The sequence below is a fragment of the Shimia sp. NS0008-38b genome (genome assembly GCF_040370365.1).
Lineage (GTDB): Bacteria > Pseudomonadota > Alphaproteobacteria > Rhodobacterales > Rhodobacteraceae > Shimia.
Window position 1 is genome coordinate 919,416 of the sequence record NZ_BAABWQ010000002.1, and the last position, 20,414, is coordinate 939,829.

Sequence of the window (20,414 nt, forward strand, 5' to 3'; positions counted from 1 at the left end):
CACCCTTTCGAATCCGTTTTTGGCAAATGCAGAACCAATCTAGGCGACCACAGCGTGCGCCTCAATGGATCACCCTGCGTCTAACAGTCCCGCCACCGCTTTTGCCATGGCATTTGCATCCTTTTTACACGCTAAAACAGTCTGTTCATGGTGAAAATCTCCCAAACTATCCCCGACAGCCTCGCTCATGGCGACAATATGTATCGGCGCACAAAATGGACCTTGGCGGGCAAACACCTCTGCCGCATATGGTGAAAAAAGAGGCACTATCACTGGCGATTTGCCGGACAAGAGGGATTTGGCAGCCGCGGACAACTCCCGCGCCAGCTGCCGATAGACTATCACTTCTCGGGTCGGAACCCCCGCCTCCGTAAGCCGAGTCGCCACGTCGCCGCGCGATATTTCCCCGCGCAGATGCAATAGATGCCCCTTGGGAGCGTCGGCCAAAACCCGCGCATAAAGCGCCTCGGCATCTCCATCCGCGGCCACCGCTTGCCATCCGTTGGCCGCCGCCGCCCGCGCCGTTGCCGCACCGACACACCACGCAGGCAAGCGCCGTCCCGCAACCGCCGCAACCGCATTGCGCGAACTGAACACCACACCTGTGACGCCGGCAAAATCTACATCCTCTCCTTTGGGTTCGATCTCAACAATCGGCGATATCTCAATCGGCGCCACAACACCCAACGCCCGCAAGTGCGCCGCAAACCCTTCAGCATTGGCCAAGGGTCGGGTCAGCAAGATCGTTGGGGTCACATCCGCCATAAGGCCTACCGGTGTTGTTTGAGACGCCCTCTGGTGTTACCTGCCACAGTATCCCGGCGCAACGGCAAGGACATTGGCGCAATGACAGGCATGGTCACCATACTTGGAATCGAAAGCAGCTGTGACGACACAGCCGCCGCCGTTCTGCGTCAACCCGCTGACGGACACACCGAAATCCTCGCCTCCATTGTCCACGGACAGACCGATCTGCATGCGCCTTTTGGGGGGGTGGTGCCCGAAATCGCCGCGCGCGCCCATGCTGAGAAAGTTGATCTCTGTGTGGAGCAGGCCATTGCTGCCGCAGGCGTAGCGCTCAAAGACATCGACGCCATTGCCGTCACCGCAGGTCCCGGCCTGATCGGTGGCGTGATCTCGGGCGTCATGTGCGCCAAAGGCCTTTCAGCCAGCTTGAATATTCCGCTCGTTGGGGTGAACCATTTGGCCGGGCACGCGCTAACCCCGCGCCTGACCGACGACGTCAAATTCCCCTATTTGATGCTGCTCGTGTCCGGCGGCCATTGCCAATTTTTGATCGTGCATGATGCCGCGCGCTTTTCCCGACTTGGCGGCACCATTGATGACGCCCCCGGCGAAGCCTTTGACAAAACCGCCCGTCTGCTGGGTTTGCCACAACCGGGCGGTCCAGCAGTGCAAGCCGAGGCTGAAAAAGGCGACCCCAAGCGCTTTCGGATGCCGCGCCCCCTTCTGGATCGCCCCGGCTGTGACATGTCTTTTTCCGGCCTCAAAACCGCGCTCCTGCGTCAGCGCGACACCGTCATCGCCGAGAAAAGCGGGCTCACCGTGCAAGACCGCGCCGATCTCTGCGCCGGCTTCCAAGCAGCCGTTGTCGATGTTTTGGCCGAAAAAACCCGGCGCGCGTTGACGCTCTATCTCGCGGAAAACCCCACGGAGCCGCTGCTTGCAGTGGCAGGTGGTGTGGCAGCAAACACCGCCATTCGCACTAAGTTAGAGACTGTTTGTGCAGATCTCGATGTGACATTCACCGCTCCCCCCTTGGCGCTCTGCACCGACAATGCCGCCATGATCGGCTACGCAGGATTGGAGCGCTTTCGTAGCGGAGACATCGACGACATGTCGCTTGTCGCCCGCCCGCGATGGCCGCTTGACCAATCGGCACCGGCACTTTTGGGATCAGGCAAAAAGGGAGCCAAATCATGATCTCCGTTCTTGGCGCTGGCGCTTTTGGCACCGCCCTCGCTGTGGCCTTTTCACGTGACACCGATGTCATCCTTTGGGCGCGCGATCTTGAGGCCGCTCAACAAATGCAAAGCAGCCGCAAAAATCCACGCCTGCCTGATGTGACATTGCCCAAAACAGTCTCTGTTACGGCCGAATTTGACGCAGCGTTGTCTGATGTGATGCTTCTTGCGGTGCCTATGCAAAAGCTACGAGGGCTGCTGGAAACCCATCCGGAGTTGTCTGGCCGCACACTGATCGCCTGTTGCAAAGGGGTCGAGCTGGGCACGCAAATGGGCCCGGTCGCTGTGATCCGCGACGTGCTGCCAACCGCCACACCCGCCATTCTCACCGGCCCCAGTTTTGCCGCCGACATTGCACGTGGTCTGCCTACGGCCCTGACACTGGCAACACCAGACGAAAACACCGGAAAAGCCCTGCAACAGAGACTGATCTCGCCCAATCTGCGCATCTATCGCACCACCGACACCATTGGTGCTGAGCTGGGCGGCGCGCTCAAAAACGTGATTGCCATCGCCTGTGGTGCCGCAATTGGTGCAGGCCTTGGTGACAGTGCGCGCGCCGCGTTGATGACGCGTGGCTATGCGGAAATGCAGCGCATGGCGCAGATGCTTGGCGCGCTGCCTGACACACTTGCAGGGCTGTCTGGATTTGGTGATCTGACCTTGACCTGCTCCTCTGAGCAGTCTCGCAATTACCGCTTTGGCCTCGCGCTTGGGCGGGCCGAAAGCTTTGATGCCTCCGTGACTGTCGAGGGGGCGGCCACAGCGCGCGCGGCCCTCGCCCGCGCCAAAACGATGGACATCGACCTGCCTATCACCGCCGCCGTCGTTGCCGTGCTCGATGGGGGCTTGCAAATCCATGACGCCATGGAAATGCTGCTGACAAGACCCCCTAAGGAGGAATAACCCATGCTGATCGCCCTTATCGCCAAAGACAAACCCGGTGCGCTCGATATCCGGAAAGCCAACCGTGACGCCCATGTCGGCTACCTCAAAGACTCCGGTGACACCATCATGATGGCCGGTCCGTTTTTGGACGATGCGGGCGACATGTGCGGCTCGCTGATCATCCTCAACGTGGCGGATATGACCGAGGCCGAAGCCTGGGCCGCGGCAGACCCCTATAAGGCTGCCAACCTGTTTGAGAGCGTTGAGCTGAAAGCTTGGAACAAGGTGCTGGGCTGATGCGGTATTGGCTGTTCAAATCTGAGCCGTCGACCTGGAGTTGGGACCAACAGGTTGCCAAAGGCGACGTTGGTGAGGAATGGGATGGCGTGCGCAACTATCAGGCCCGCAATTTCATGCGCGAAATGGCCGTGGGCGACCGCGGCTTCTTCTACCATTCCCAGAAAGAGAAATCCGTGGTGGGTGTTGTTGAGGTTTGCGCCGCAGCCCATCCTGACAGCACCACCGATGATGAACGCTGGGAATGTGTGGACATCAAAGCGGTTGCGCCGGTTGGGAAACCTGTGTCTCTCGACATGATCAAAGCGGATCCACGGCTAGCGGAAATGGTGCTGGTCAAAAGTTCACGCTTGTCGGTGCAGCCTGTCACTGAAAGGGAATGGGCCATCGTACTCGAACTCAGTGGTTCTCAAATCTGAGAATTCCGGCATACTTCTCCTAGGATTTGTTTGTGAACTTGGGAGAGTTTTATGGGATTTGTTGCAGTCATCGCCGCCGCACTGGCATCCTACGTGTTTGGGTCGATCTGGTATATGGCATTGGCCAAACCCTGGATGGCCGCCGCCCAGATCGAGACCACTGCAGAGGGCAAACCCGCCAATGCCAGCGATCCCCTGCCCTACATCGCCGCGTTTGTTTGCGCCGTTGTTGTGTCTGGCATGATGCGGCACGTCTTCGCGCTCTCAGGTATTGATACAGTGGGCGAAGGCCTTGTGGCCGGGTTGGGCGTTGGGCTCTTTCTTGTGTCACCGTGGCTAATCACCAACTACAGTTTTGCTGGACGTTCGCGCGCGCTGATGGTGATTGATGGTGGGTATGCCACCATTGGCTGCACAATCATGGGGCTGGTGCACACCCTGTTCTAAATCCGCCCCTGAAAACCAAAAGACACGCCTCACTCCGGAGACGCGCCAAGCCAAACTGGGCCAAATTAATCATAGGGGGTCTGTCTCCGCTCCGGTCAGACCCCCTATGCACCCCGCGTGTATCCCATACCACCACACGCGATTCTATCTCTAGGGTCCGGCCATCCTAGCCCGACTTAGTTACCTTAGCCCAATCAAACTGATTGGTTCAATTATCAAGTACCTACAATCCAACTGAAACCGGAAGCACTCTGGCAACCAAAACAAAACGCGCCGGAGGTTTTACACCACCGACGCGCGCATTCAGCTCAGTCGAAAATCAGCTATACTGGGCTTCTTTGCCGAAATGCTTTGTCAGCATGTAGTAGACAACCGCGCGGTATTTGTTGCGCTCCGATTTGCCGTAAACCTCGATCACCGAATGGATGGCTTCCATCAACTCTGGCCCATCGCTCAGACCCAACTTCTTGATCAGGAAGTTGTTTTTAACCGTCTCCAACTCTTCAGGCTGTGAGCCTGCCACGGTTGACGCGTCATCGTTGTAAATCGCCGGACCGCACCCAATGGTCACTTTGCTCAGCAAATCCATATCCGGGTCCATGCCACATTTGTTTTTCAGATCGTCTGCGTATTTCGCAATCAAATCGTCCCGTTTGCCCATGATTTTCTCCCATTTGTAGACAAAAGCGCCTGGCTATTCTCCGGCCAGACCCCGGTTCCTTGAGCCTAACCTAGCCAGACCACGCCAACTCACAAAGGGAAAACCACACCGCTGTTCCCCTCTCTGGCCATTTGACACCCGCCCCTATACGTTTGAGAGCCTGAGCCATTGCAATCGGCACAGCATCACGTCTTGGGAGTCTGTCAATGTTGCGATGGGGAGTCATTGGAACCGGGTTTATTTCACACGCAATGCTCACGGCAATTGGCAACAGCGACCGGTCTGTTGCCAGTGTAATCTGCGGCCGCAGCGAAGCTTCTTTGGCGGACATGGCCACCCAATACGGTGTGCCAACCACAACCTCGGATCAGGCCGAACTGCTCATCAGCGATGATGTCGATGTGGTCTACATCGCCCTGCCCAACCACCTGCACCGTGCTGCAACCGAAGCGGCAATGGCCGCCGGAAAACCTGTGCTGTGTGAAAAGTCCCTCACCACCACCATGGCAGATGCCAAAGCGCTGGTGACCTCTGTGCGCGCCGCCAACACCTTCTTTGCCGAAGGTCTGATGTACCTCGCGCATCCCTTCATGCAGCAGCTGCTCACCGTGCTGCGTGACCCGTCCGTAGGTGAATTGCGCTCCGCCTCCGGCTTTTACGCCGCTGACATCTGGCAGGTGGTCAACCCAGCAGGCGGCGGCACACTCTACAACCTCGGCTGCTATCCAGCATCGCTCTTGCATCTGGTGGTGCAAACCATGTGCGGCGAAGACGCCTTCGCCCACCGCCAAATCGCCGCCTTTGGCACGCGCAACGATGACGGAAACATCCAAGACACCGCCGCCACGATCCGCTTCGACAACGGCGTTCTCGCCACGCTCCAAAGCACCGACAGCCACGGTTTTGCCCACAGTTTCGAAATTGTGACCACCAAAGGCACCTTGCGCTTCGCCACCAACCCGTGGCTGCCCGAGGCAGACGAAAACCGCATGGTCTGGCAACCCTACGACGGCCCGGTACGCGATATCGTGGTCGAGGCCAAACACGACGCCTTCTATCACCAGACCCGCATGGTCGAACGCGCATTGGCGGCAGGCACCAAAGAAGCCACTCGCCCCTCACCACGTCTGTCTGATAGCCTGGAGATCATGCAATTCCTGACAGACTGGGATGAGGCGGCAACGACCTGACTTTTCGACCAGAAAGCTATAGACGCGGCTAACAGCGGACGAAACCTAGTCATTGAGTTGCGGCACAAACAACACGAAGCAGTGCCTCGCCTTCTTGTTCATATTTAACTTTTGCCCATAGCCCAATCAGCATTTCTTCATCAGAAACTTGCCTCTCAAACTCATAGGATTTTCCGACTCTGCCATCGCCCAAATTTTCATCTGGCTTTGTTAGTTTCGGGGTGAAGTCAGAGAACCTAAGATACATATATGCAAAAACCATCAATTGGCGTTTTTCTATCGCAAGTAGGTAGGTTTCGATTTCCAGTACTGCAGCCTGCACTGCGTCAAAACTACCGCTCCGAGAGGCTCGCTCAAGTTTGACAAACTGTTTGAACAGTTTGTTGTCGCTCAACGTCAATTGGCCATCAGAGGTGTTCTCGACGCCATGAGTTATGAGTTTGTCTTTTACATATTTGTATATTGGAATGGCAGTCATATACGCGCCTTAGCACATTGGCTCGCATTTTTTCAAAGCCAATTAGCGATAGCCTTGCCCACCAAGCTGACGTGCCACCCGCCTCATTCCGCAAACAAAAAACGGCGCCCCCAATCAGGAGCGCCGCCTCTATTTTCAACCTCACACCCGCTTAGTAGCGGTAGTGCTCCGGCTTGAACGGGCCTTCCGGCGTCACGCCGATATAGGCCGCCTGCTCCGGTGTCAGCTTGGACAGTTTCGCGCCCACTTTGGCGAGGTGCAGCGCAGCCACTTTCTCATCCAGATGCTTGGGCAGGATGTACACTTCGTTGTCGTACTGATCACCCTTGGTGAACAGCTCGATCTGCGCCAGCACTTGGTTGGTGAAGGAGGCAGACATCACAAACGATGGGTGGCCTGTCGCGTTGCCAAGGTTCAGCAGACGACCTTCAGACAGCAGGATCAACCGGTTGCCGTTTGGCATCTCGATCATGTCCACCTGTTCTTTGATGTTGGTCCACTTGTGGTTCTTCAGGCTTGCGACCTGAATTTCATTGTCGAAGTGGCCAATGTTGCCAACAATCGCCATGTCCTTCATTTCGCGCATGTGCTCGACGCGGATCACGTCTTTGTTGCCGGTTGTGGTGATGAACAGATCCGCATCAAGGCTCTCTTCCAGCAAAACAACCTCATAGCCGTCCATCGCCGCCTGCAGCGCACATATCGGATCCGCTTCGGTCACTTTCACACGCGCGCCCGCACCGGACAGCGACGCTGCGGAGCCTTTGCCCACATCGCCATAGCCACAGACAACCGCCACTTTGCCGGCCATCATCGTGTCGGTGGCGCGGCGGATGCCGTCAACCAACGACTCCTTACAGCCGTATTTGTTGTCAAATTTCGACTTGGTGACAGAGTCGTTCACGTTGATCGCAGGGAACGGCAGCTCGCCTTTTTTGTGCAGATCATACAGACGGTGTACACCCGTGGTGGTTTCCTCGGACACACCCATGATCGCTTCGCGCGTCTTGGTGAACCAGCCGGGGCTTGCCGCCATGCGCTTTTTGATCTGCGCGTGAATGGCTTCTTCTTCCTCAGACGTCGGAACACCGAGATCTTCGCCAGCTTCGGCTTTTGCCCCCAGCAGAACATACAATGTTGCGTCGCCGCCATCGTCTAGGATCAGGTTTGCACCTTCCGGGAACTGGAACGATTTATCCAAATAATCCCAGTGCTCTTCCAGCGACTGACCTTTGATCGCAAACACCGGAACACCAGCCGCAGCAATCGCCGCCGCCGCATGGTCTTGGGTAGAGAAGATGTTGCAGCTTGCCCAGCGCACATCCGCGCCCAACGCCACCAGCGTCTCAATCAGACATGCGGTCTGAATGGTCATGTGCAAAGAGCCAACAATACGGGCACCCGTGAGTGGTTTGCTTTCGCCAAATTCCTCGCGCAGCGCCATCAGGCCCGGCATCTCGGTTTCGGCAATGTCCAGCTCTTTGCGGCCAAAATCGGCCAAAGAGATATCTTTAACGGTGTAATCGGTCGCCATCGCGCCCAGCTCCTTACGGGTTATCCATTTGTGCCCAGATAACACCCATAAGGGCTTTCTACAACGTTACTAGCCTTCAACTCCTGGCGTTGTGATCGCCACTTTTTGCTGATGCCAGTCCGTTCCAGCGGCAACAATGCACGATACGCCGTCTGCCGTGGTCATAATCACGGTAAATGTGCCGGTTTTCTCAGACGACCAAACTTCCAACACGGTGCTCTGCCCGCCTCGGGCTTGCAGCCCTGCTGCCGTCAATCCTTCTGAATATTTGGATTCCAACCGCTCAATCATCACATCTCGGCTGCCACATCCTGATGCAAACGCTGGCGGTGCCGCCGCAGCCATCCCAAACAACAAAGCTGTTCCTACAAGTCTCTTAAACATAGCGCTCTCCTTTCTCGCGCAACCATCAAGCCCATTGGGCTCAAATACGTTGAGGTTGGAGAGGGGGACACGCAGGAGGAAGCCGGTTAGTAACGTGCCCCCCTCGCTAGTCATGTCGGTATCGCGCTGCGCATTTGCAAAACACACATGATCACGTTGATTTGTTGGCAGCGCGTGATCTCGACACACATTTAGCCTGCGATCCAAATGTGGCGAAAATGTGGCTTTGCCCAAAATTAGGGCACTTACACCTATGCCAAGGTCAGAGTCTCCTGACTGTTAAGACATTGATAACCAAGGTATAAGAAGTATGAATTTGTTAAGGTTTTGGTTATGAGTTTTTTGCCATTTAGGGCCATGTTTCGGTCTGCACTCTTCATCCCCACGGTCCTGTTGATGGGCACGTTGATTGTGATTGGCAATGCGCTGATCACCGCTGGCGCAAGCGCCGGTTAACCCAACGATCTGTCCAACTTCGCGGCTGTTGCCTAAACCCCGTTCTCTGGCGTAGGACGGGCTAAGAGCATTTGGGAGACACGCAATTGGCACGAGCATGGCAGCGTATGTTGTCTGGCCGCAGGCTGGACCTGCTGGACCCGACCCCCGTGGACATCGAGATCGAAGACATCGCCCATGGACTGGCTTTTGTGGCGCGTTGGAATGGCCAAACCCACGGCGATTTTGCCTATTCCGTGGCTGAACATTCGCTTCTGGTCGAGGAAATCTACGGCCGGATGTACACATCCGCGACGCCAAAAACCCGCCTCACCGCGCTGCTGCATGACGCGCCCGAATATGTCATTGGCGATATGATCTCTCCGGTCAAGGCTGCCATCGGCCCCAGTTATGGCAAGCTCGATGATCGGCTTATGGCAGCCATCCACATCCGCTTTGGCCTCCCGGCTGAAACCCCGAAGCGCCTAAAAACGCAGATCAAAAAAGCCGACAAAATCTCCGCCTGGATGGAAGCCACCCAGATCGCCGGGTTTTCCATTCCTGAAGCCAACAAACTGTTTGGCATTCCCGACCCCAAAGTGATCGAGGGCCTTTCCATCCGTCTGCGTCCCCCGCTTGAGGTGCGCAAAGATTATACCAAGCGTCACGCTTCCTTGCTTGCACAGATCTAACAACACTTTAGGCATTACTAGACTCTCTTTTGAGGACTCTTCTGTGAACTTTGACATCTCAATTCAACGCGGCACAGATACCGACCTGCGCCAAACTGCAGACTTGATAAACGAAATTATCAGTGCGGGCGGCACCACGGCTCTTACCGAGCCCATGTCTCGTGACACATTAAGCGGATGGCTTATGGCGGATCCGGGGAAAGCGGTCTGGCACGTTGCGCTAGATGCCTCTGGCACTCTGCTGGGTTTTCAGTGGATCGGCCCATTTGCAGGCCTACCACCCGAAGCCTGTGAAATCGGTACCTTTGTCAAAACCGGTCGCACCGGACTGGGAATTGGCACCAAACTGTTTGAGGCCACCAAATCTGCTGGACGTGACATGGGGTATACTTGGATCAACGCAGAAATCCGCTCTGACAACGAAGGTGGTCTGGCCTATTATCAAAGCCGAGGCTTTGAAACCTATAAACATAAGCCCAACGAGCTGCTCGGCGATGGCACCCCTGTGGCGAAAACCGTCAAACGTTTCAGGCTCTAAACCGGCAGCACGTCACGTTGCACCAAGGCGCGCAACGCAAAGTTGGATCGGATCGTGCGCACGCCTTTCACCTTCATCAAGCGATGTTGGAGAAAGGCATCAAACGCTTCCAGATCAGAGGCCACAACCCGCAAAAGGAAATCGCGCGACCCTGTCAGCAGGTAGCACTCCATGACCTCTTCAAACTGGCCGACGGCGCGCTCAAAATCTTTCATCAATTCCGCCGCTTGTTGCTCCAATTCGACCGACACAAAAATGGTCACCTGCAAGCCCAGCTTGCGTTGGTCCACCCGCGCACCATAGCCGGTGATAACCCCATCCGCCTGCAACCTGTCCAAACGACGCGCACAGGGTGTCGCCGAAAGCCCAACCCGTTCCGCCAATTCGCCAATCTTCAGCCGCCCGTCTTTTTGCAACGCGCGGATAATCTTGCGATCTATGTCATCCATAGTGAGAATCTCCAACTTTTCCCCAAATTCACACCAAAACCTCCAAATTGTCACCACAATATGGGGAACTTTGGGGAAAACCACTCTCTAACCTGTGGCATTTTGCGATCACTTCGAGTCAGGACAAACCCAGAAAACCACAGGACACGCCATGCAAATCTCCCGCTTGCCAATCGAAAGCCACGAAACTGTCTTGCGGGTGCAAGACACCGAAATTGGATTGGCCGGGTTCATTGCTGTGCATTCAACCAAGCTGGGCCCCGCAGCGGGCGGGTTGCGCATGCGCCCCTATGCCTCCGAAGACGCAGCCTTGACGGATGCTTTGCGCCTTTCAGAAGGCATGACGTACAAAAACGCTGCCGCAGGTTTGCCTTTGGGTGGCGGCAAAGCGGTGATCATGGGCGATTCACGCAAAAAAACCACAGCGCAATTGCTCGCCTTTGCCAACGCCATATCTACTTTGGAAGGGTCCTACTGGACCGCCGAAGACATGGGCATGACGCCGCAAGACATGGAACTGCTGGCACGTGAAACAAAGTTTGTCGCAGGCCTGCCAAGCGGCCCCCATGCCAGCGGTGATCCATCCCCCATCACGGCGCGTGGTATTTTTCAGTCCATTAAAGTCACTGCACAGCATCGTTTTGGGTCGCCAAACTTAACCGGGCGCACAATTGCGGTTCAGGGTCTGGGTCACGTGGGCACATATCTTTGTGCGCTTCTGCATGAGGCAGGCGCGACACTCATTCTTGCTGATATAGACCCAAAACGCGTGGCCGATATCGCGCATAAGTACCACGCGGAAATCGCAGACCCGGACTCTATCCTGTCTGCCAAAGCTGATATTTTTGCGCCTTGTGCCATTGGCGCAGTGCTCAACGCGCAGACGATTCCAGACCTTCAGGTATCCGCAGTGTGTGGCGGAGCCAACAACCAGCTTGCCACCACCAAAGATGCCGATCGCCTGCACGCGCGTGGCATTCTTTATGCACCCGACTTTGTCGCCAATGCCGGTGGCATCATCAACGTCGCCACCGAAGTTCTGCGCATTGATGACCGCGACACCTATGTCAGCGACAAACTCGCCGCAGTAGAAACCACTCTTGGCCGCATCTTTGATCGTGCGAAAACGATGGAGTGCAGCCCTGCGCGTGTTGCCGTTTCAATTGTTGATGAAATGCTGGCCGATCGCGCCGCATAACACCCAAAGTCCAGTCACCTCTCAGAGCCTCGTCAGATTGCTGAGATCTGGCGAGTGTTTTGCGTGAGGCATCCGGCGAAATGCAATGATTTCTACAGAGAGAAAGGAGCAAACGAAAACCGCTCCAAGCGCGACACGTGCATCACCGGCCATACGCCGCACAATCAGACCAAACCCTCTCTTAGTTTCCACCGGCTTTGGCCCCAAAAACTCCGCCATCAGAGATGGCTTAAGGCTCCTCCGATAGATCGGCACACTCTAGATCAGACCGAGGGAGGTTTCTGCGAACTGGTCAGCCGGTTTAAGAAAAAGAAACTTGCAAGTGTTGCAACAAATAGTGCGACTGAGGCGAAAATCACAAAAAGAGTCCTCGCATGAATGATGGACCGAGACTGATTCACAGGGCTCCAATTCAAGTATCCAACGACTTCTCCGGTATCAATGGCCACTGCGACACCGTTCTTGCCACCCGGTATGGTCTTGCCAAATTGTAAATCCGACAGTGGCAACAGATCCAGCAACCGGCCCAAATTTGCAGAGTTTAACAAATTGAGGGTGACCAAAACATAGGGCGGTTCCTTCGAGAGCTCTATGCCTCCAGGGTCCGGAACAATGGCAAATGAAGTGGCAATGGCGACCTCTTCACCGATCTCAATAATTTCCACCGCCGACAATTTCTCGAAGAACGGTGCAAACGTTGTTCTTAAGTCTGGCTCCGACTTTTTGATGCTACTGTATTCTGCGTGAATGCCCAAAAACGTGCGCGCAATGCTTTGAAGCTCTGCCAAATCTTCAAATTTTTGCGCCTCAGGATCAGGCGAGTGTTGAAATACAACTCTTCCGTTGCGCCCGATCATCAGGGCGTAATCGTATCCTGTGGTGGCTCCAAGTTCGCTGCCGAACCGTCGCTCAATCCAACTTTCATCAAAATTTATAGAAACATTTTCGTACGCTGCGTTTGAAGCCGCGTATCGTTCTAGTTCGGTTTTCAGCAACAGCTGGTAGTTGTCGAAGACCTTTTCTACCAGCGCGGTTTCCATCTCGTCCGTCGCCAACGCAGAAGCCCAAATTCTATAGTACACCGAGCTATGCACCGCAGAAAGAAACACAAAGCTGACCAACAGAATTATGACGAAGTGGGTCCTGAACCTAACATCACGCGTTCGTGCCATTTTGCCTCCAAAAATGGAGGGAGGAAAATCTCACTCCTACCCAACAGTACCATGGTAGGTACGCAAGAAAAGGTTGATTTTTGAAAATCCCGCTTGGATTTTCGATATTTTATCCCATTACATCAATAATTTAGTAACAAGATCACTCCGGCTGTCGAAATAAGCCAAAAAAAACCGCTGCTGCCCAAGGCACAAGCACCAGCGTTGACCTGACACCGTTTGAGCCACGATTCCAGAACAAGGGAATTTTAAGTTTCTTGGAATACGAACGGGCAACAAATTTTTTTGACAGGAAAAGCCATGAGAAATTTCTCACTTCGCGTGCAGATTTTTGCATTTGCTTGTGCATTGCTATCAGTGACGTTGGCCATCGTCACATCTTCACTTTTTGTTAACCACCAGCTGACCGCCAGCCTCCAGCTTTCTCAAATCACAAACACTCAGGTCAAAAGCCTTGATGACATGAAAGAGGACATAGAACAGGCTGTCGGCGATTTGCTTTCATTCGCTATCGGCAACCCTGAGGGTCTCTCGGGTTTTGCGGGCAACATGCAAGAGGTGGAGGCCGAAATTGACTTGGCCCAAGGCCGCTTTATCGACGTTGAAATTCCTTCTGCTGTACAGGCTGAGGAATTTGAGGTCCTCAACTCTCAGCGTGATGTTCTTCAAAAAATCGCGGAGCATTATGAGAGCCTGGAGACGCCCGATCTGGAATTGAGAGTGGAGCGCGCATCAGAGAATGTTTTGCCTTTGGTCTATGAGCTGAAAGACTCGATCAACGGTTTACAAGACTCCATGAGCAGCTCAAAAGCCGAAGCAGAAGAAGCCATTTCAAACCTCGTGCAAAAAGGAGAGCTGATTCTGTGGGCAAGCAGTTCCGCAGCAGTTGTTTTTGCAATTTTGATCGCATTTATCTTTGGCAAGCGGTTGAGTGCTCCAGTGGTCTCTGTCGCGAAGGCTATTCAGAAGTTGTCTGATGAAGACTACCGGTCCAAAGTTCAGGGCGTCGAATTCAAAGACGAAGTCGGTGAAATTGCCAGATACTCCGAAGAACTTCGTCAAAGGTTGCGTCAGGCGGAACTGGACAGAAGCGAAGCTGATCACAAAAACGCTCTCCGAGTTAAATTGTTTGAGCAGCTCAGAAGCGCCATGGACGACCTGAAAGGTGGGAAAATGAGCTTGGAAATTGACTCGAGCGAATGGACTGAACTTGGTCAAACCTACACCGATCTCTGTGGCAACTTTAATTCTCTGGCGTCGTCTCTCGAGAATCTTGTCTCCCAGCTGGACACAAGCTCCTCGGTCGTCGACTCCAGTGCTGTCGAAATGGCCCGCATGTCAGGAGAAATGTCGCGGCGCGCGGAAACACAAGTCGCCACTCTAGAGGAATCGGCAGCAGCGTTGAACCAATTGCTATCCGGTCTGAAAACCAGCACCGATTTTGCAAAATCGTCGGAAGACAAAGCAAATGAGGGTAAAAAGCTAGCTGAACAAGGCAACACTGAGATGAGCAAGGTGATGCAAGCAATGCATGGCATCGCAGATTCTTCGTCAAAGATTGGCAACATCATCTCGTCGATTGACGACATCGCATTTCAGACAAATCTGTTGGCGTTAAACGCAGGGGTGGAAGCAGCCCGCGCTGGTGAGGCCGGACGGGGTTTTGCTGTTGTGGCTTCGGAAGTCCGCCAACTTGCAGTTTCTGCTGCAGGCTCCGCCCGCGAAATCAAAAACATCGTCGATCAAAGTGCATCTCAGGTGAAGACAGGAGAAGATTTGGTGCGGGCCGCTGCAGATACATTTGACCACATTTCGGATAGTATTGGCGGCATCGCGAGTTCGGTATCACACATTTCGAATTCCGTGTCGGAACAGGCCGCGGGATGCCAAGAGATCAGCGTCGGGATAAACGAGCTCGACCAAGTCGGTCAACAAAACGCGGTTGCCATCGAAGAAACTGAAGCGACCAGTCGCCAACTGAGAGGCGAAGCCGCTCATCTCCGAGAGACCCTTGCGCGTTTTGTCGAGAACGACACTCAAACTGAGCCGGATTCTGCAGAGTTGGATGCTCTGGAGGACGTTGATCAAGTCGCCTAATTCTTGTTGAAGCCACCACCCGAACTCAGGTCAGGATGCATTGATTTTCATGGTCCTGCTGATTTCGGGTGGCGCCAAACACGGCGATGACAGGCGCGGGCGCCATTGGCTGTGACCTGCAACCCAAAAACCGGCGAGATTGATGCCGGCATTCTCCACCAATGATCCCGCAAATGGGAGGGATCGTGCCATGAAGACGGGCATTGTCAGGTTGTTGGCGCCTCACTGGCATCAACAATTTGAGGCGCCGTTGATCTTAAATGGCGCAATGGACAATGCGCCAGCTTCTTCAAAGCATCAGCGTAGGGAGCCGAACCAACGCACTACGCTCTTCCAGACGGCTTGATGGATGGGAGATCAAGACCTTGCTGCTTGGCCCAGTCAGTTGCGATCTCATAGCCTGCATCCGCGTGGCGCATTACACCTGTGGCTGGATCATTCCACAACACGTTCTTCAGCCGCCGTGCAGCATCATCGGTGCCGTCCGCGCAGATCACCATCCCAGAGTGTTGGGAGAAGCCCATGCCGACCCCGCCACCATGGTGGAGCGACACCCATGTGGCGCCACTGGCTGTGTTCAGCAGGGCATTCAGAAGCGGCCAGTCCGAAACGGCGTCGGACCCATCCTTCATCGCCTCGGTTTCACGGTTTGGCGAGGCAACAGAGCCACTATCAAGGTGGTCTCGCCCGATCACAACCGGTGCCTTTAGCTCACCATTGCGCACCATTTCGTTGAACGCGAGCCCCGCCCGATGCCGATCCCCGAGCCCGATCCAGCAAATCCGCGCGGGCAATCCCTGAAAGGCGATCCGTTCGCGAGCCATGTCCAGCCAGTTGTGCAGATGGGTGTTGTCCGGGAACAGCTCTTTCATCTTGGCGTCGGTCTTGTAGATGTCCTCTGGATCGCCCGACAAAGCACACCAACGGAACGGGCCGATCCCCTTGCAAAAGAGCGGTCGGACATAGGCCGGCACAAAGCCTGGAAAGGCGAAGGCGTTCGAGAGCCCCTCCTCCAATGCCACCTGCCGGATGTTATTGCCATAATCCAGCGTCGGCACACCCGCGTTCCAAAAGTCCACCATTGCGGCCACATGCACTTTCATTGAGGCGCGGGCGGACCTTTCGACCGCCTTCGGATCGCTTTCTCGTTTCTCGCGCCACTCAGCCATCGTCCAGCCTTGGGGTAGGTAGCCATTCACCGGGTCATGGGCACTGGTCTGATCGGTCACGATGTCCGGACGGACGCCGCGTGCCACCAGTTCCGGAAAAATGTCGGCGGCATTGCCCAAGAGACCTACGGATTTCGCCTCACCCGCCGCCGTCCAGCGCTCGATCATTTCCAGAGCCTCACTCAGCGTCTCCGCCTTTTCGTCCAAATAGCGGGTGCGTAGGCGGAAATCGATGCTGTCAGGGTTACATTCTACAGCCAAACAGCAGGCACCCGCCATCGCAGCCGCCAGAGGCTGCGCCCCCCCCATGCCGCCAAGCCCTCCGGTCAGAACCCACTTGCCCTTAAGGTTGCCGCCATAGTGCTGGCGACCTGCCTCGGCAAACGTTTCATAGGTTCCCTGAACAATGCCTTGGGTTCCGATGTAAATCCATGACCCAGCCGTCATCTGGCCATACATCATGAGCCCCTTGCGATCGAGCTCATGAAAATGATCCCAATTGGCCCAATGCGGAACGATGTTTGAATTGGCAATCAACACCCGCGGTGCATCCGCATGGGTGCGAAAAATGCCAACCGGCTTGCCCGATTGCACCAGCAAAGTTTCATCATCTTCAAGCGTCTTAAGGCTGGCGACGATCTGATCGAAATCTTCCCAAGAGCGCGCGGCACGGCCAATGCCCCCATAAACGACCAACTCGTGCGGGCTCTCTGCCACATCGGGATGCAGGTTGTTCATTAACATGCGCATCGCTGCCTCAGTGAGCCAACTCTTGGCGGTGATGTTCGGACCGGTCGCTGGAAAGATATCGCGGACATTCTTGCGGTTCTGAGTCATGGATCGATCTCCTGTGCGGTGTTCTTTAGAGCGTTCAATATGTCTTTCAGGGGGCGCCTCAGGCGGGTGGCCTTGGTGGTGGAGTATCGCCATGGAGAGGTCTCGTTCTCCAGATACGTTGACTGCGCCAATTCCATCTGGATTGCATGAATGCCTTTTTCTGGCTGACCATAGTGGCGCGTCGTCCAGCCGCCCCGAAAACGGCCATTCAACACGTGGGTGTAGCCGTCATCTCTGGCGCAGATACCTTGGACGGCGGCCTCCAGAGTAGAGGCGCAGGTCACCCCAAGATTTGTGCCAATGCTGAAGTCAGGCAACACCCCGTCAAAGAGGAAGGAAATCTCGGACCGGATAGAATGACAATCGTAGAGCACCGCAATGCCATGCGCTTCTTTCACGCGCATCAGCTCTGCCTCGATGGCAGCGTGGTAAGGCCTGTGAAACGCCGCCAGCCGCGCCGCCACCTCGTTGGCATCAGGCTCTTGCCCGGCGGCATAGATCGGCGCTCCGTCGAAATCCGTCACTGGACACAGCTGAGTCGTATTCTGACCCGGATAAAGGCTTTGCCCTCTTGGGTCGCGGTTGGCATCAATCAGGTAGCGGTGGAAATTCGCGGCAACGATTGTTGCATCAGGCATAAGCCCCGCATAAAGCCGGTCTATATGCCAATCGGTGTCCGTCAATTGTCGGCCGCGATCGTTGAGAGCCATCATGGCGCTCTCCGGCATCCAGGTGCCCGTATGGGGCATCGCCAGAACAAGACAGCTGTCGCCTCGTGCGATCGAGACAGGCTCCATCACAGGGCCTCCAGTGTAAGAATGTCGTCCAGCCCTGCGGCCGTCGCAATTTCTCCGCTCTCGATCAGAGCAGCGGCTGCCGCGATGTCCCCCGCTAGATACCGGTCATCTCTCAGGGACGCGCTGACTTGGCGCAGGCGGGCAATCACTGCAGACAGCGTCGAACTGGTCTGCAATCCCCCCCGAAACTCAACACCCTGTGCTGCACAAAGCAGCTCAACACCAAGGATGTTTGATAAGTTCTCATTCATTCGCATCAACCTGCGCGCACCATGGGCTGCCATCGAAACATGGTCTTCTTGGTTGGCACTGGTGGGGGTCGAGTCCGTTGAACACGGATTGGCGAGGTGTTTGTTCTCGCTCATCAGTGCCGCCGTGGTGACTTCGGCGATCATGAAGCCGGAATTCAGGCCTGGCTCTGGAGTCAGGAAGGGTGGCAAATCGAACGAAAGCGTCGGATCAACCATCAGCGCCACCCGCCTCTGTGCAATTGCCCCGATCTCAGCCAAAGCCAGCGCAATCTGATCGGCCGCAAACCCCACGGGTTCTGCATGGAAATTCCCGCCCGAGACAATCTGTCCAGTAGACGCGAGCACCAGCGGATTGTCGGTGACGGCATTGGCTTCGATCTCAAGCGTACGGGCGGCTTGGCGCAAAAGGTCGATGGCGGCCCCCGTCACCTGTGGCTGACAACGGATGCAATAGGGATCCTGCACGCGCTTGTCGCCGTTCAGATGGCTGTCCCGAATGGCTGAGCCTTTCATCAGGGTCCGCAGCGCCGCTGCCACGTCGATCTGGCCGCGATGACCGCGTAAATCGTGGATTTCCGCCTCAAATGGTGCGGTTGAACCCATGATTGCGTCGGTGGACAACGCACCCGTGGCAACAGCAGAGCGGGCATTGTCCCAAGCTTCAAAAAGACCTGCGAGCGCATAGGCGGTTGAGAATTGTGTGCCATTGATCAGCGCGAGCCCCTCTTTGGGGCCCAGAACGATGGGCGACAGTCCAGCAGCGGCAAGGGCCTTGGCAGCGGGCATAGTCTGCCCATCGTAGGTCACGTCCCCCTCCCCGATCATGGCCGCTGCCATATGCGCGAGAGGGGCCAGATCGCCGGACGCCCCAACCGACCCTTGAGCCGGTACGAGAGGCAGCACATTTTCGGCCAGCATGGCCTCAATCTGTTCAATCGTTTTCCACGCAACCCCCGAAGCCCCACGGCCCAGCGACAAGAGCTTCAACGCCATCATGAGCCGCACAACATTCGGTGGCGTTGCCTCGCCGACCCCACAGCAATGCGACAGGATAAGGTTCCGCTGCAATTGGGCGGTGTCATCGGCGTCAATGCGCAGGCTGGCAAGTTTGCCAAAACCAGTGTTCACACCGTAGATGGCCGCATCCCCGTTGGCCGCGTCCATCACCATCTTTGCGGCTGCCTCGACCCTATCTCGGCAGGTCCGGTCCAATGTCGATGCCTGACGGCCCCGATAGATTGCGTCGAGTTGTGCCAGTGTGGCGGCACCCGGTGTCAAAGTCATTGGGTAAAAACTCCCTCAAAAAGGCGCTGGCTGAGCGTGTTAAATCCAATCCGATAAGTCAGCTCTGCAGGATGGCGGACATCCCAGATTGCCAAATCAGCCCGTTTGCCCGCAGCAATGGTGCCGGCGTCGCCCAACTTGAGCGCCGCAGCAGCGTTCCGCGTTGTTCCCGCAAGCGCCGCCTCCGGGGTCATGTGGAACAGGGTCGCCGCCATGTTCATCGCCAGCAAAATCGAGGCGAGTGGCGATGAGCCGGGGTTGCAATCTGTGGCCACAGCCATGGGAACACCATGCTCTTTGAACCCATCGATAGGGGGCGCCTGCGTCTCGCGAAGGGTGTAAAATGCGCCCGGCAAAAGCACCGCCACAGTCCCAGCCTTTGACATGGCCGCCACACCCGCATCGTCGAGATATTCCAGATGATCAGCAGACAGCGCACCGAATTCAGCTGCCAGCGCTGCACCACCCAGATTCGTCAGCTGCTCTGCGTGCAATTTGACCGGCAGTCCAAGCGATGTGGCCTTTTCAAAGACACGTCTTATGTGCGCGGGTGAAAACGCAATACCTTCGCAAAACCCATCCACCGCATCGATCAATCCCATCGCGTGGGCTTGATCCATCCCCGGCAGCACAACCCTGTCCAGATAGGCCTCAGCATCCCCATCAAATTCCTGCGGGACCGCGTGCGCCGCCAGCCATGTGCAGAGCACACGAACCTCGCGATGATCTGGGATGCGACGTGCCACACGCAGCATCTTCATCTCATCTTCTATGGTCAGGCCATACCCTGACTTAATCTCAATCGTAGCGACACCCTCGGCGATCAGCGCATCCACGCGGGTGAGCGCATCAGCAAGCAGCGCGTCTTCATCCGCCTGCCTTGTCGCTGACACCGTGGACACGATCCCCCCGCCAGCGCGGGCGATCTCTTCGTAGCTGGCTCCGCTCAATCGCGCCTCAAATTCAGCCGCGCGATTGCCGCCAAACACCAAATGGGTGTGACAGTCGATCAGTGCAGGCGTCACCAAACGCCCATTCAGATCATGGGTCTCAAACCCATGGTAATCCTTTGGAACATCCTGCATCGACCCGGCCCACAAAATGTCCCGCCCCGCGATGGCAATTGCGCCATCGTCGATCAAGCCATACGGCCCCTGCCCCAATTCCATCGTCGCTATTGAGCCATTTACCAACAGCATCGTATCCCCAATT

General features: G+C 55.8%; 21 protein-coding genes. 10 read left to right on the forward strand and 11 right to left on the reverse strand.

The genetic code is table 11. The annotated features are described in order from the left end of the window. Positions 1-69 precede the first annotated feature (69 nt). On the reverse strand, positions 70-765 hold the full coding sequence (locus ABWV47_RS10575; RefSeq protein ID WP_353311505.1) for a uroporphyrinogen-III synthase: 696 nt from the start codon (positions 763-765) through the stop codon (positions 70-72). An 81-nt stretch (positions 766-846) separates the two neighbouring features. Between ABWV47_RS10575 and tsaD the strand changes: the two genes are divergently transcribed. The 5 genes from tsaD to ABWV47_RS10600 are packed head-to-tail and all read left to right on the forward strand — an operon-like array spanning position 847 to position 4,036. Continuing rightward, positions 847-1,944 carry a tRNA (adenosine(37)-N6)-threonylcarbamoyltransferase complex transferase subunit TsaD gene (gene tsaD / locus ABWV47_RS10580; protein WP_353311507.1) on the forward strand — a complete coding sequence of 366 codons (1,098 nt, stop codon included), beginning with the start codon at positions 847-849 and terminating at the stop codon, positions 1,942-1,944. After that, positions 1,938-2,891 (forward strand): NAD(P)H-dependent glycerol-3-phosphate dehydrogenase, encoded by a 954-nt coding sequence (locus ABWV47_RS10585; protein ID WP_353312082.1) that lies wholly within the window; start codon positions 1,938-1,940, stop codon positions 2,889-2,891. Before tsaD ends, ABWV47_RS10585 begins: the two co-directional genes overlap by 7 nt. Before the next feature lie 3 nt (positions 2,892-2,894). Continuing rightward, entirely contained in the window at positions 2,895-3,170 is a 276-nt protein-coding gene (locus tag ABWV47_RS10590) for a YciI family protein (RefSeq protein WP_353311509.1), read from the forward strand. Further along, entirely contained in the window at positions 3,170-3,589 is a 420-nt protein-coding gene (locus ABWV47_RS10595; protein ID WP_353311511.1) for an EVE domain-containing protein, read from the forward strand. The genes ABWV47_RS10590 and ABWV47_RS10595 overlap by 1 nt, the downstream gene beginning before the upstream one ends. 51 nt (positions 3,590-3,640) lie before the next feature. Beyond that, a complete protein-coding gene (locus tag ABWV47_RS10600) occupies positions 3,641-4,036 on the forward strand; it encodes a DUF1761 domain-containing protein (RefSeq protein WP_353311513.1) in 396 nt (131 codons plus the stop codon). Positions 4,037-4,355: 319 nt separating this feature from the next. Here the strand turns inward: ABWV47_RS10600 and ABWV47_RS10605 are convergent, their stop codons facing one another. Continuing rightward, the gene (locus tag ABWV47_RS10605) at positions 4,356-4,697 is read right to left on the reverse strand and encodes a DUF2853 family protein (protein ID WP_353311515.1); all 342 of its coding nucleotides are present in this window, start codon (positions 4,695-4,697) and stop codon (positions 4,356-4,358) included. A 206-nt stretch (positions 4,698-4,903) separates the two neighbouring features. Between ABWV47_RS10605 and ABWV47_RS10610 the strand changes: the two genes are divergently transcribed. Continuing rightward, positions 4,904-5,887: a Gfo/Idh/MocA family protein gene (locus tag ABWV47_RS10610; RefSeq protein WP_353311517.1), complete on the forward strand. Its 984-nt coding sequence runs from the start codon at positions 4,904-4,906 to the stop codon at positions 5,885-5,887. 49 nt (positions 5,888-5,936) lie between these two features. Here ABWV47_RS10610 and ABWV47_RS10615 read toward each other — a convergent pair whose 3' ends face one another. The 3 genes from ABWV47_RS10615 to ABWV47_RS10625 all read right to left on the reverse strand — a co-directional run bounded on the left by ABWV47_RS10615 (position 5,937) and on the right by ABWV47_RS10625 (position 8,283). Further along, positions 5,937-6,365: a hypothetical protein gene (locus ABWV47_RS10615; protein ID WP_353311519.1), complete on the reverse strand. Its 429-nt coding sequence runs from the start codon at positions 6,363-6,365 to the stop codon at positions 5,937-5,939. Between the two features lie 151 nt (positions 6,366-6,516). Continuing rightward, positions 6,517-7,899, reverse strand: coding sequence for an adenosylhomocysteinase (ahcY, locus tag ABWV47_RS10620; protein ID WP_353311521.1), 1,383 nt, complete (start codon positions 7,897-7,899; stop codon positions 6,517-6,519). Positions 7,900-7,968: 69 nt separating this feature from the next. Further along, positions 7,969-8,283 carry a hypothetical protein gene (locus ABWV47_RS10625; protein ID WP_353311523.1) on the reverse strand — a complete coding sequence of 105 codons (315 nt, stop codon included), beginning with the start codon at positions 8,281-8,283 and terminating at the stop codon, positions 7,969-7,971. A gap of 563 nt (positions 8,284-8,846) precedes the next feature. Between ABWV47_RS10625 and ABWV47_RS10630 the strand changes: the two genes are divergently transcribed. Both ABWV47_RS10630 and ABWV47_RS10635 read left to right on the forward strand, forming a co-directional pair. Then, entirely contained in the window at positions 8,847-9,410 is a 564-nt protein-coding gene (locus tag ABWV47_RS10630; RefSeq protein ID WP_353312084.1) for an HD domain-containing protein, read from the forward strand. A gap of 43 nt (positions 9,411-9,453) precedes the next feature. After that, positions 9,454-9,948, forward strand: coding sequence for a GNAT family N-acetyltransferase (locus ABWV47_RS10635; RefSeq protein WP_353311524.1), 495 nt, complete (start codon positions 9,454-9,456; stop codon positions 9,946-9,948). Here the strand turns inward: ABWV47_RS10635 and ABWV47_RS10640 are convergent. Beyond that, positions 9,945-10,397, reverse strand: a complete 453-nt coding sequence (locus ABWV47_RS10640; protein ID WP_353311526.1) for an Lrp/AsnC family transcriptional regulator — start codon at positions 10,395-10,397, stop codon at positions 9,945-9,947. The two genes, ABWV47_RS10635 and ABWV47_RS10640, sit on opposite strands and share 4 nt — an antisense overlap. Positions 10,398-10,548: 151 nt before the next feature. Between ABWV47_RS10640 and ABWV47_RS10645 the strand changes: the two genes are divergently transcribed. Continuing rightward, positions 10,549-11,595 (forward strand): Glu/Leu/Phe/Val family dehydrogenase, encoded by a 1,047-nt coding sequence (locus ABWV47_RS10645; RefSeq protein WP_353311527.1) that lies wholly within the window; start codon positions 10,549-10,551, stop codon positions 11,593-11,595. Between the two features lie 263 nt (positions 11,596-11,858). Here ABWV47_RS10645 and ABWV47_RS10650 read toward each other — a convergent pair whose 3' ends face one another. Next, positions 11,859-12,635, reverse strand: coding sequence for a CHASE4 domain-containing protein (locus ABWV47_RS10650; RefSeq protein WP_353311528.1), 777 nt, complete (start codon positions 12,633-12,635; stop codon positions 11,859-11,861). 432 nt (positions 12,636-13,067) lie between these two features. Here ABWV47_RS10650 and ABWV47_RS10655 point away from each other — a divergent pair, with 432 nt between their 5' ends. Further along, positions 13,068-14,864, forward strand: coding sequence for a methyl-accepting chemotaxis protein (locus ABWV47_RS10655; RefSeq protein ID WP_353311529.1), 1,797 nt, complete (start codon positions 13,068-13,070; stop codon positions 14,862-14,864). A 323-nt stretch (positions 14,865-15,187) separates the two neighbouring features. Here ABWV47_RS10655 and hutU read toward each other — a convergent pair whose 3' ends face one another. The 4 genes from hutU to hutI are packed head-to-tail and all read right to left on the reverse strand — an operon-like array spanning position 15,188 to position 20,401. Next, entirely contained in the window at positions 15,188-16,870 is a 1,683-nt protein-coding gene (gene hutU, locus ABWV47_RS10660) for a urocanate hydratase (protein WP_353311531.1), read from the reverse strand. Continuing rightward, positions 16,867-17,667, reverse strand: coding sequence for an N-formylglutamate deformylase (hutG, locus tag ABWV47_RS10665; protein WP_353311533.1), 801 nt, complete (start codon positions 17,665-17,667; stop codon positions 16,867-16,869). The genes hutU and hutG overlap by 4 nt, the downstream gene beginning before the upstream one ends. Next, the gene (hutH, locus tag ABWV47_RS10670) at positions 17,667-19,202 is read right to left on the reverse strand and encodes a histidine ammonia-lyase (protein WP_353311535.1); all 1,536 of its coding nucleotides are present in this window, start codon (positions 19,200-19,202) and stop codon (positions 17,667-17,669) included. The genes hutG and hutH overlap by 1 nt, the downstream gene beginning before the upstream one ends. Beyond that, a complete protein-coding gene (hutI, locus tag ABWV47_RS10675) occupies positions 19,199-20,401 on the reverse strand; it encodes an imidazolonepropionase (RefSeq protein ID WP_353311537.1) in 1,203 nt (400 codons plus the stop codon). The genes hutH and hutI overlap by 4 nt, the downstream gene beginning before the upstream one ends. Positions 20,402-20,414: the final 13 nt, after the last annotated feature.

What these genes read in the sequence shown, in the direction of transcription:
- tsaD (WP_353311507.1), top strand. Translation starts at nt 847, where the DNA reads ATGACAGGCATGGTCACCATACTTGGAATCGAAAGCAGCTGTGACGAC.
- ABWV47_RS10630 (WP_353312084.1), top strand. Translation starts at nt 8,847, where the DNA reads ATGTTGTCTGGCCGCAGGCTGGACCTGCTGGACCCGACCCCCGTGGAC.
- ABWV47_RS10575 (WP_353311505.1), bottom strand. Translation starts at nt 765, where the DNA reads ATGGCGGATGTGACCCCAACGATCTTGCTGACCCGACCCTTGGCCAAT.
- ahcY (WP_353311521.1), bottom strand. Translation starts at nt 7,899, where the DNA reads ATGGCGACCGATTACACCGTTAAAGATATCTCTTTGGCCGATTTTGGC.
- ABWV47_RS10600 (WP_353311513.1), top strand. Translation starts at nt 3,641, where the DNA reads ATGGGATTTGTTGCAGTCATCGCCGCCGCACTGGCATCCTACGTGTTT.
- ABWV47_RS10625 (WP_353311523.1), bottom strand. Translation starts at nt 8,283, where the DNA reads ATGTTTAAGAGACTTGTAGGAACAGCTTTGTTGTTTGGGATGGCTGCG.
- hutI (WP_353311537.1), bottom strand. Translation starts at nt 20,401, where the DNA reads ATGCTGTTGGTAAATGGCTCAATAGCGACGATGGAATTGGGGCAGGGG.
- hutU (WP_353311531.1), bottom strand. Translation starts at nt 16,870, where the DNA reads ATGACTCAGAACCGCAAGAATGTCCGCGATATCTTTCCAGCGACCGGT.
- ABWV47_RS10645 (WP_353311527.1), top strand. Translation starts at nt 10,549, where the DNA reads ATGCAAATCTCCCGCTTGCCAATCGAAAGCCACGAAACTGTCTTGCGG.
- hutH (WP_353311535.1), bottom strand. Translation starts at nt 19,202, where the DNA reads ATGACTTTGACACCGGGTGCCGCCACACTGGCACAACTCGACGCAATC.
- hutG (WP_353311533.1), bottom strand. Translation starts at nt 17,667, where the DNA reads ATGGAGCCTGTCTCGATCGCACGAGGCGACAGCTGTCTTGTTCTGGCG.
- ABWV47_RS10650 (WP_353311528.1), bottom strand. Translation starts at nt 12,635, where the DNA reads ATGGAAACCGCGCTGGTAGAAAAGGTCTTCGACAACTACCAGCTGTTG.
- ABWV47_RS10605 (WP_353311515.1), bottom strand. Translation starts at nt 4,697, where the DNA reads ATGGGCAAACGGGACGATTTGATTGCGAAATACGCAGACGATCTGAAA.
- ABWV47_RS10610 (WP_353311517.1), top strand. Translation starts at nt 4,904, where the DNA reads ATGTTGCGATGGGGAGTCATTGGAACCGGGTTTATTTCACACGCAATG.
- ABWV47_RS10595 (WP_353311511.1), top strand. Translation starts at nt 3,170, where the DNA reads ATGCGGTATTGGCTGTTCAAATCTGAGCCGTCGACCTGGAGTTGGGAC.
- ABWV47_RS10655 (WP_353311529.1), top strand. Translation starts at nt 13,068, where the DNA reads ATGAGAAATTTCTCACTTCGCGTGCAGATTTTTGCATTTGCTTGTGCA.
- ABWV47_RS10640 (WP_353311526.1), bottom strand. Translation starts at nt 10,397, where the DNA reads ATGGATGACATAGATCGCAAGATTATCCGCGCGTTGCAAAAAGACGGG.
- ABWV47_RS10615 (WP_353311519.1), bottom strand. Translation starts at nt 6,365, where the DNA reads ATGACTGCCATTCCAATATACAAATATGTAAAAGACAAACTCATAACT.
- ABWV47_RS10590 (WP_353311509.1), top strand. Translation starts at nt 2,895, where the DNA reads ATGCTGATCGCCCTTATCGCCAAAGACAAACCCGGTGCGCTCGATATC.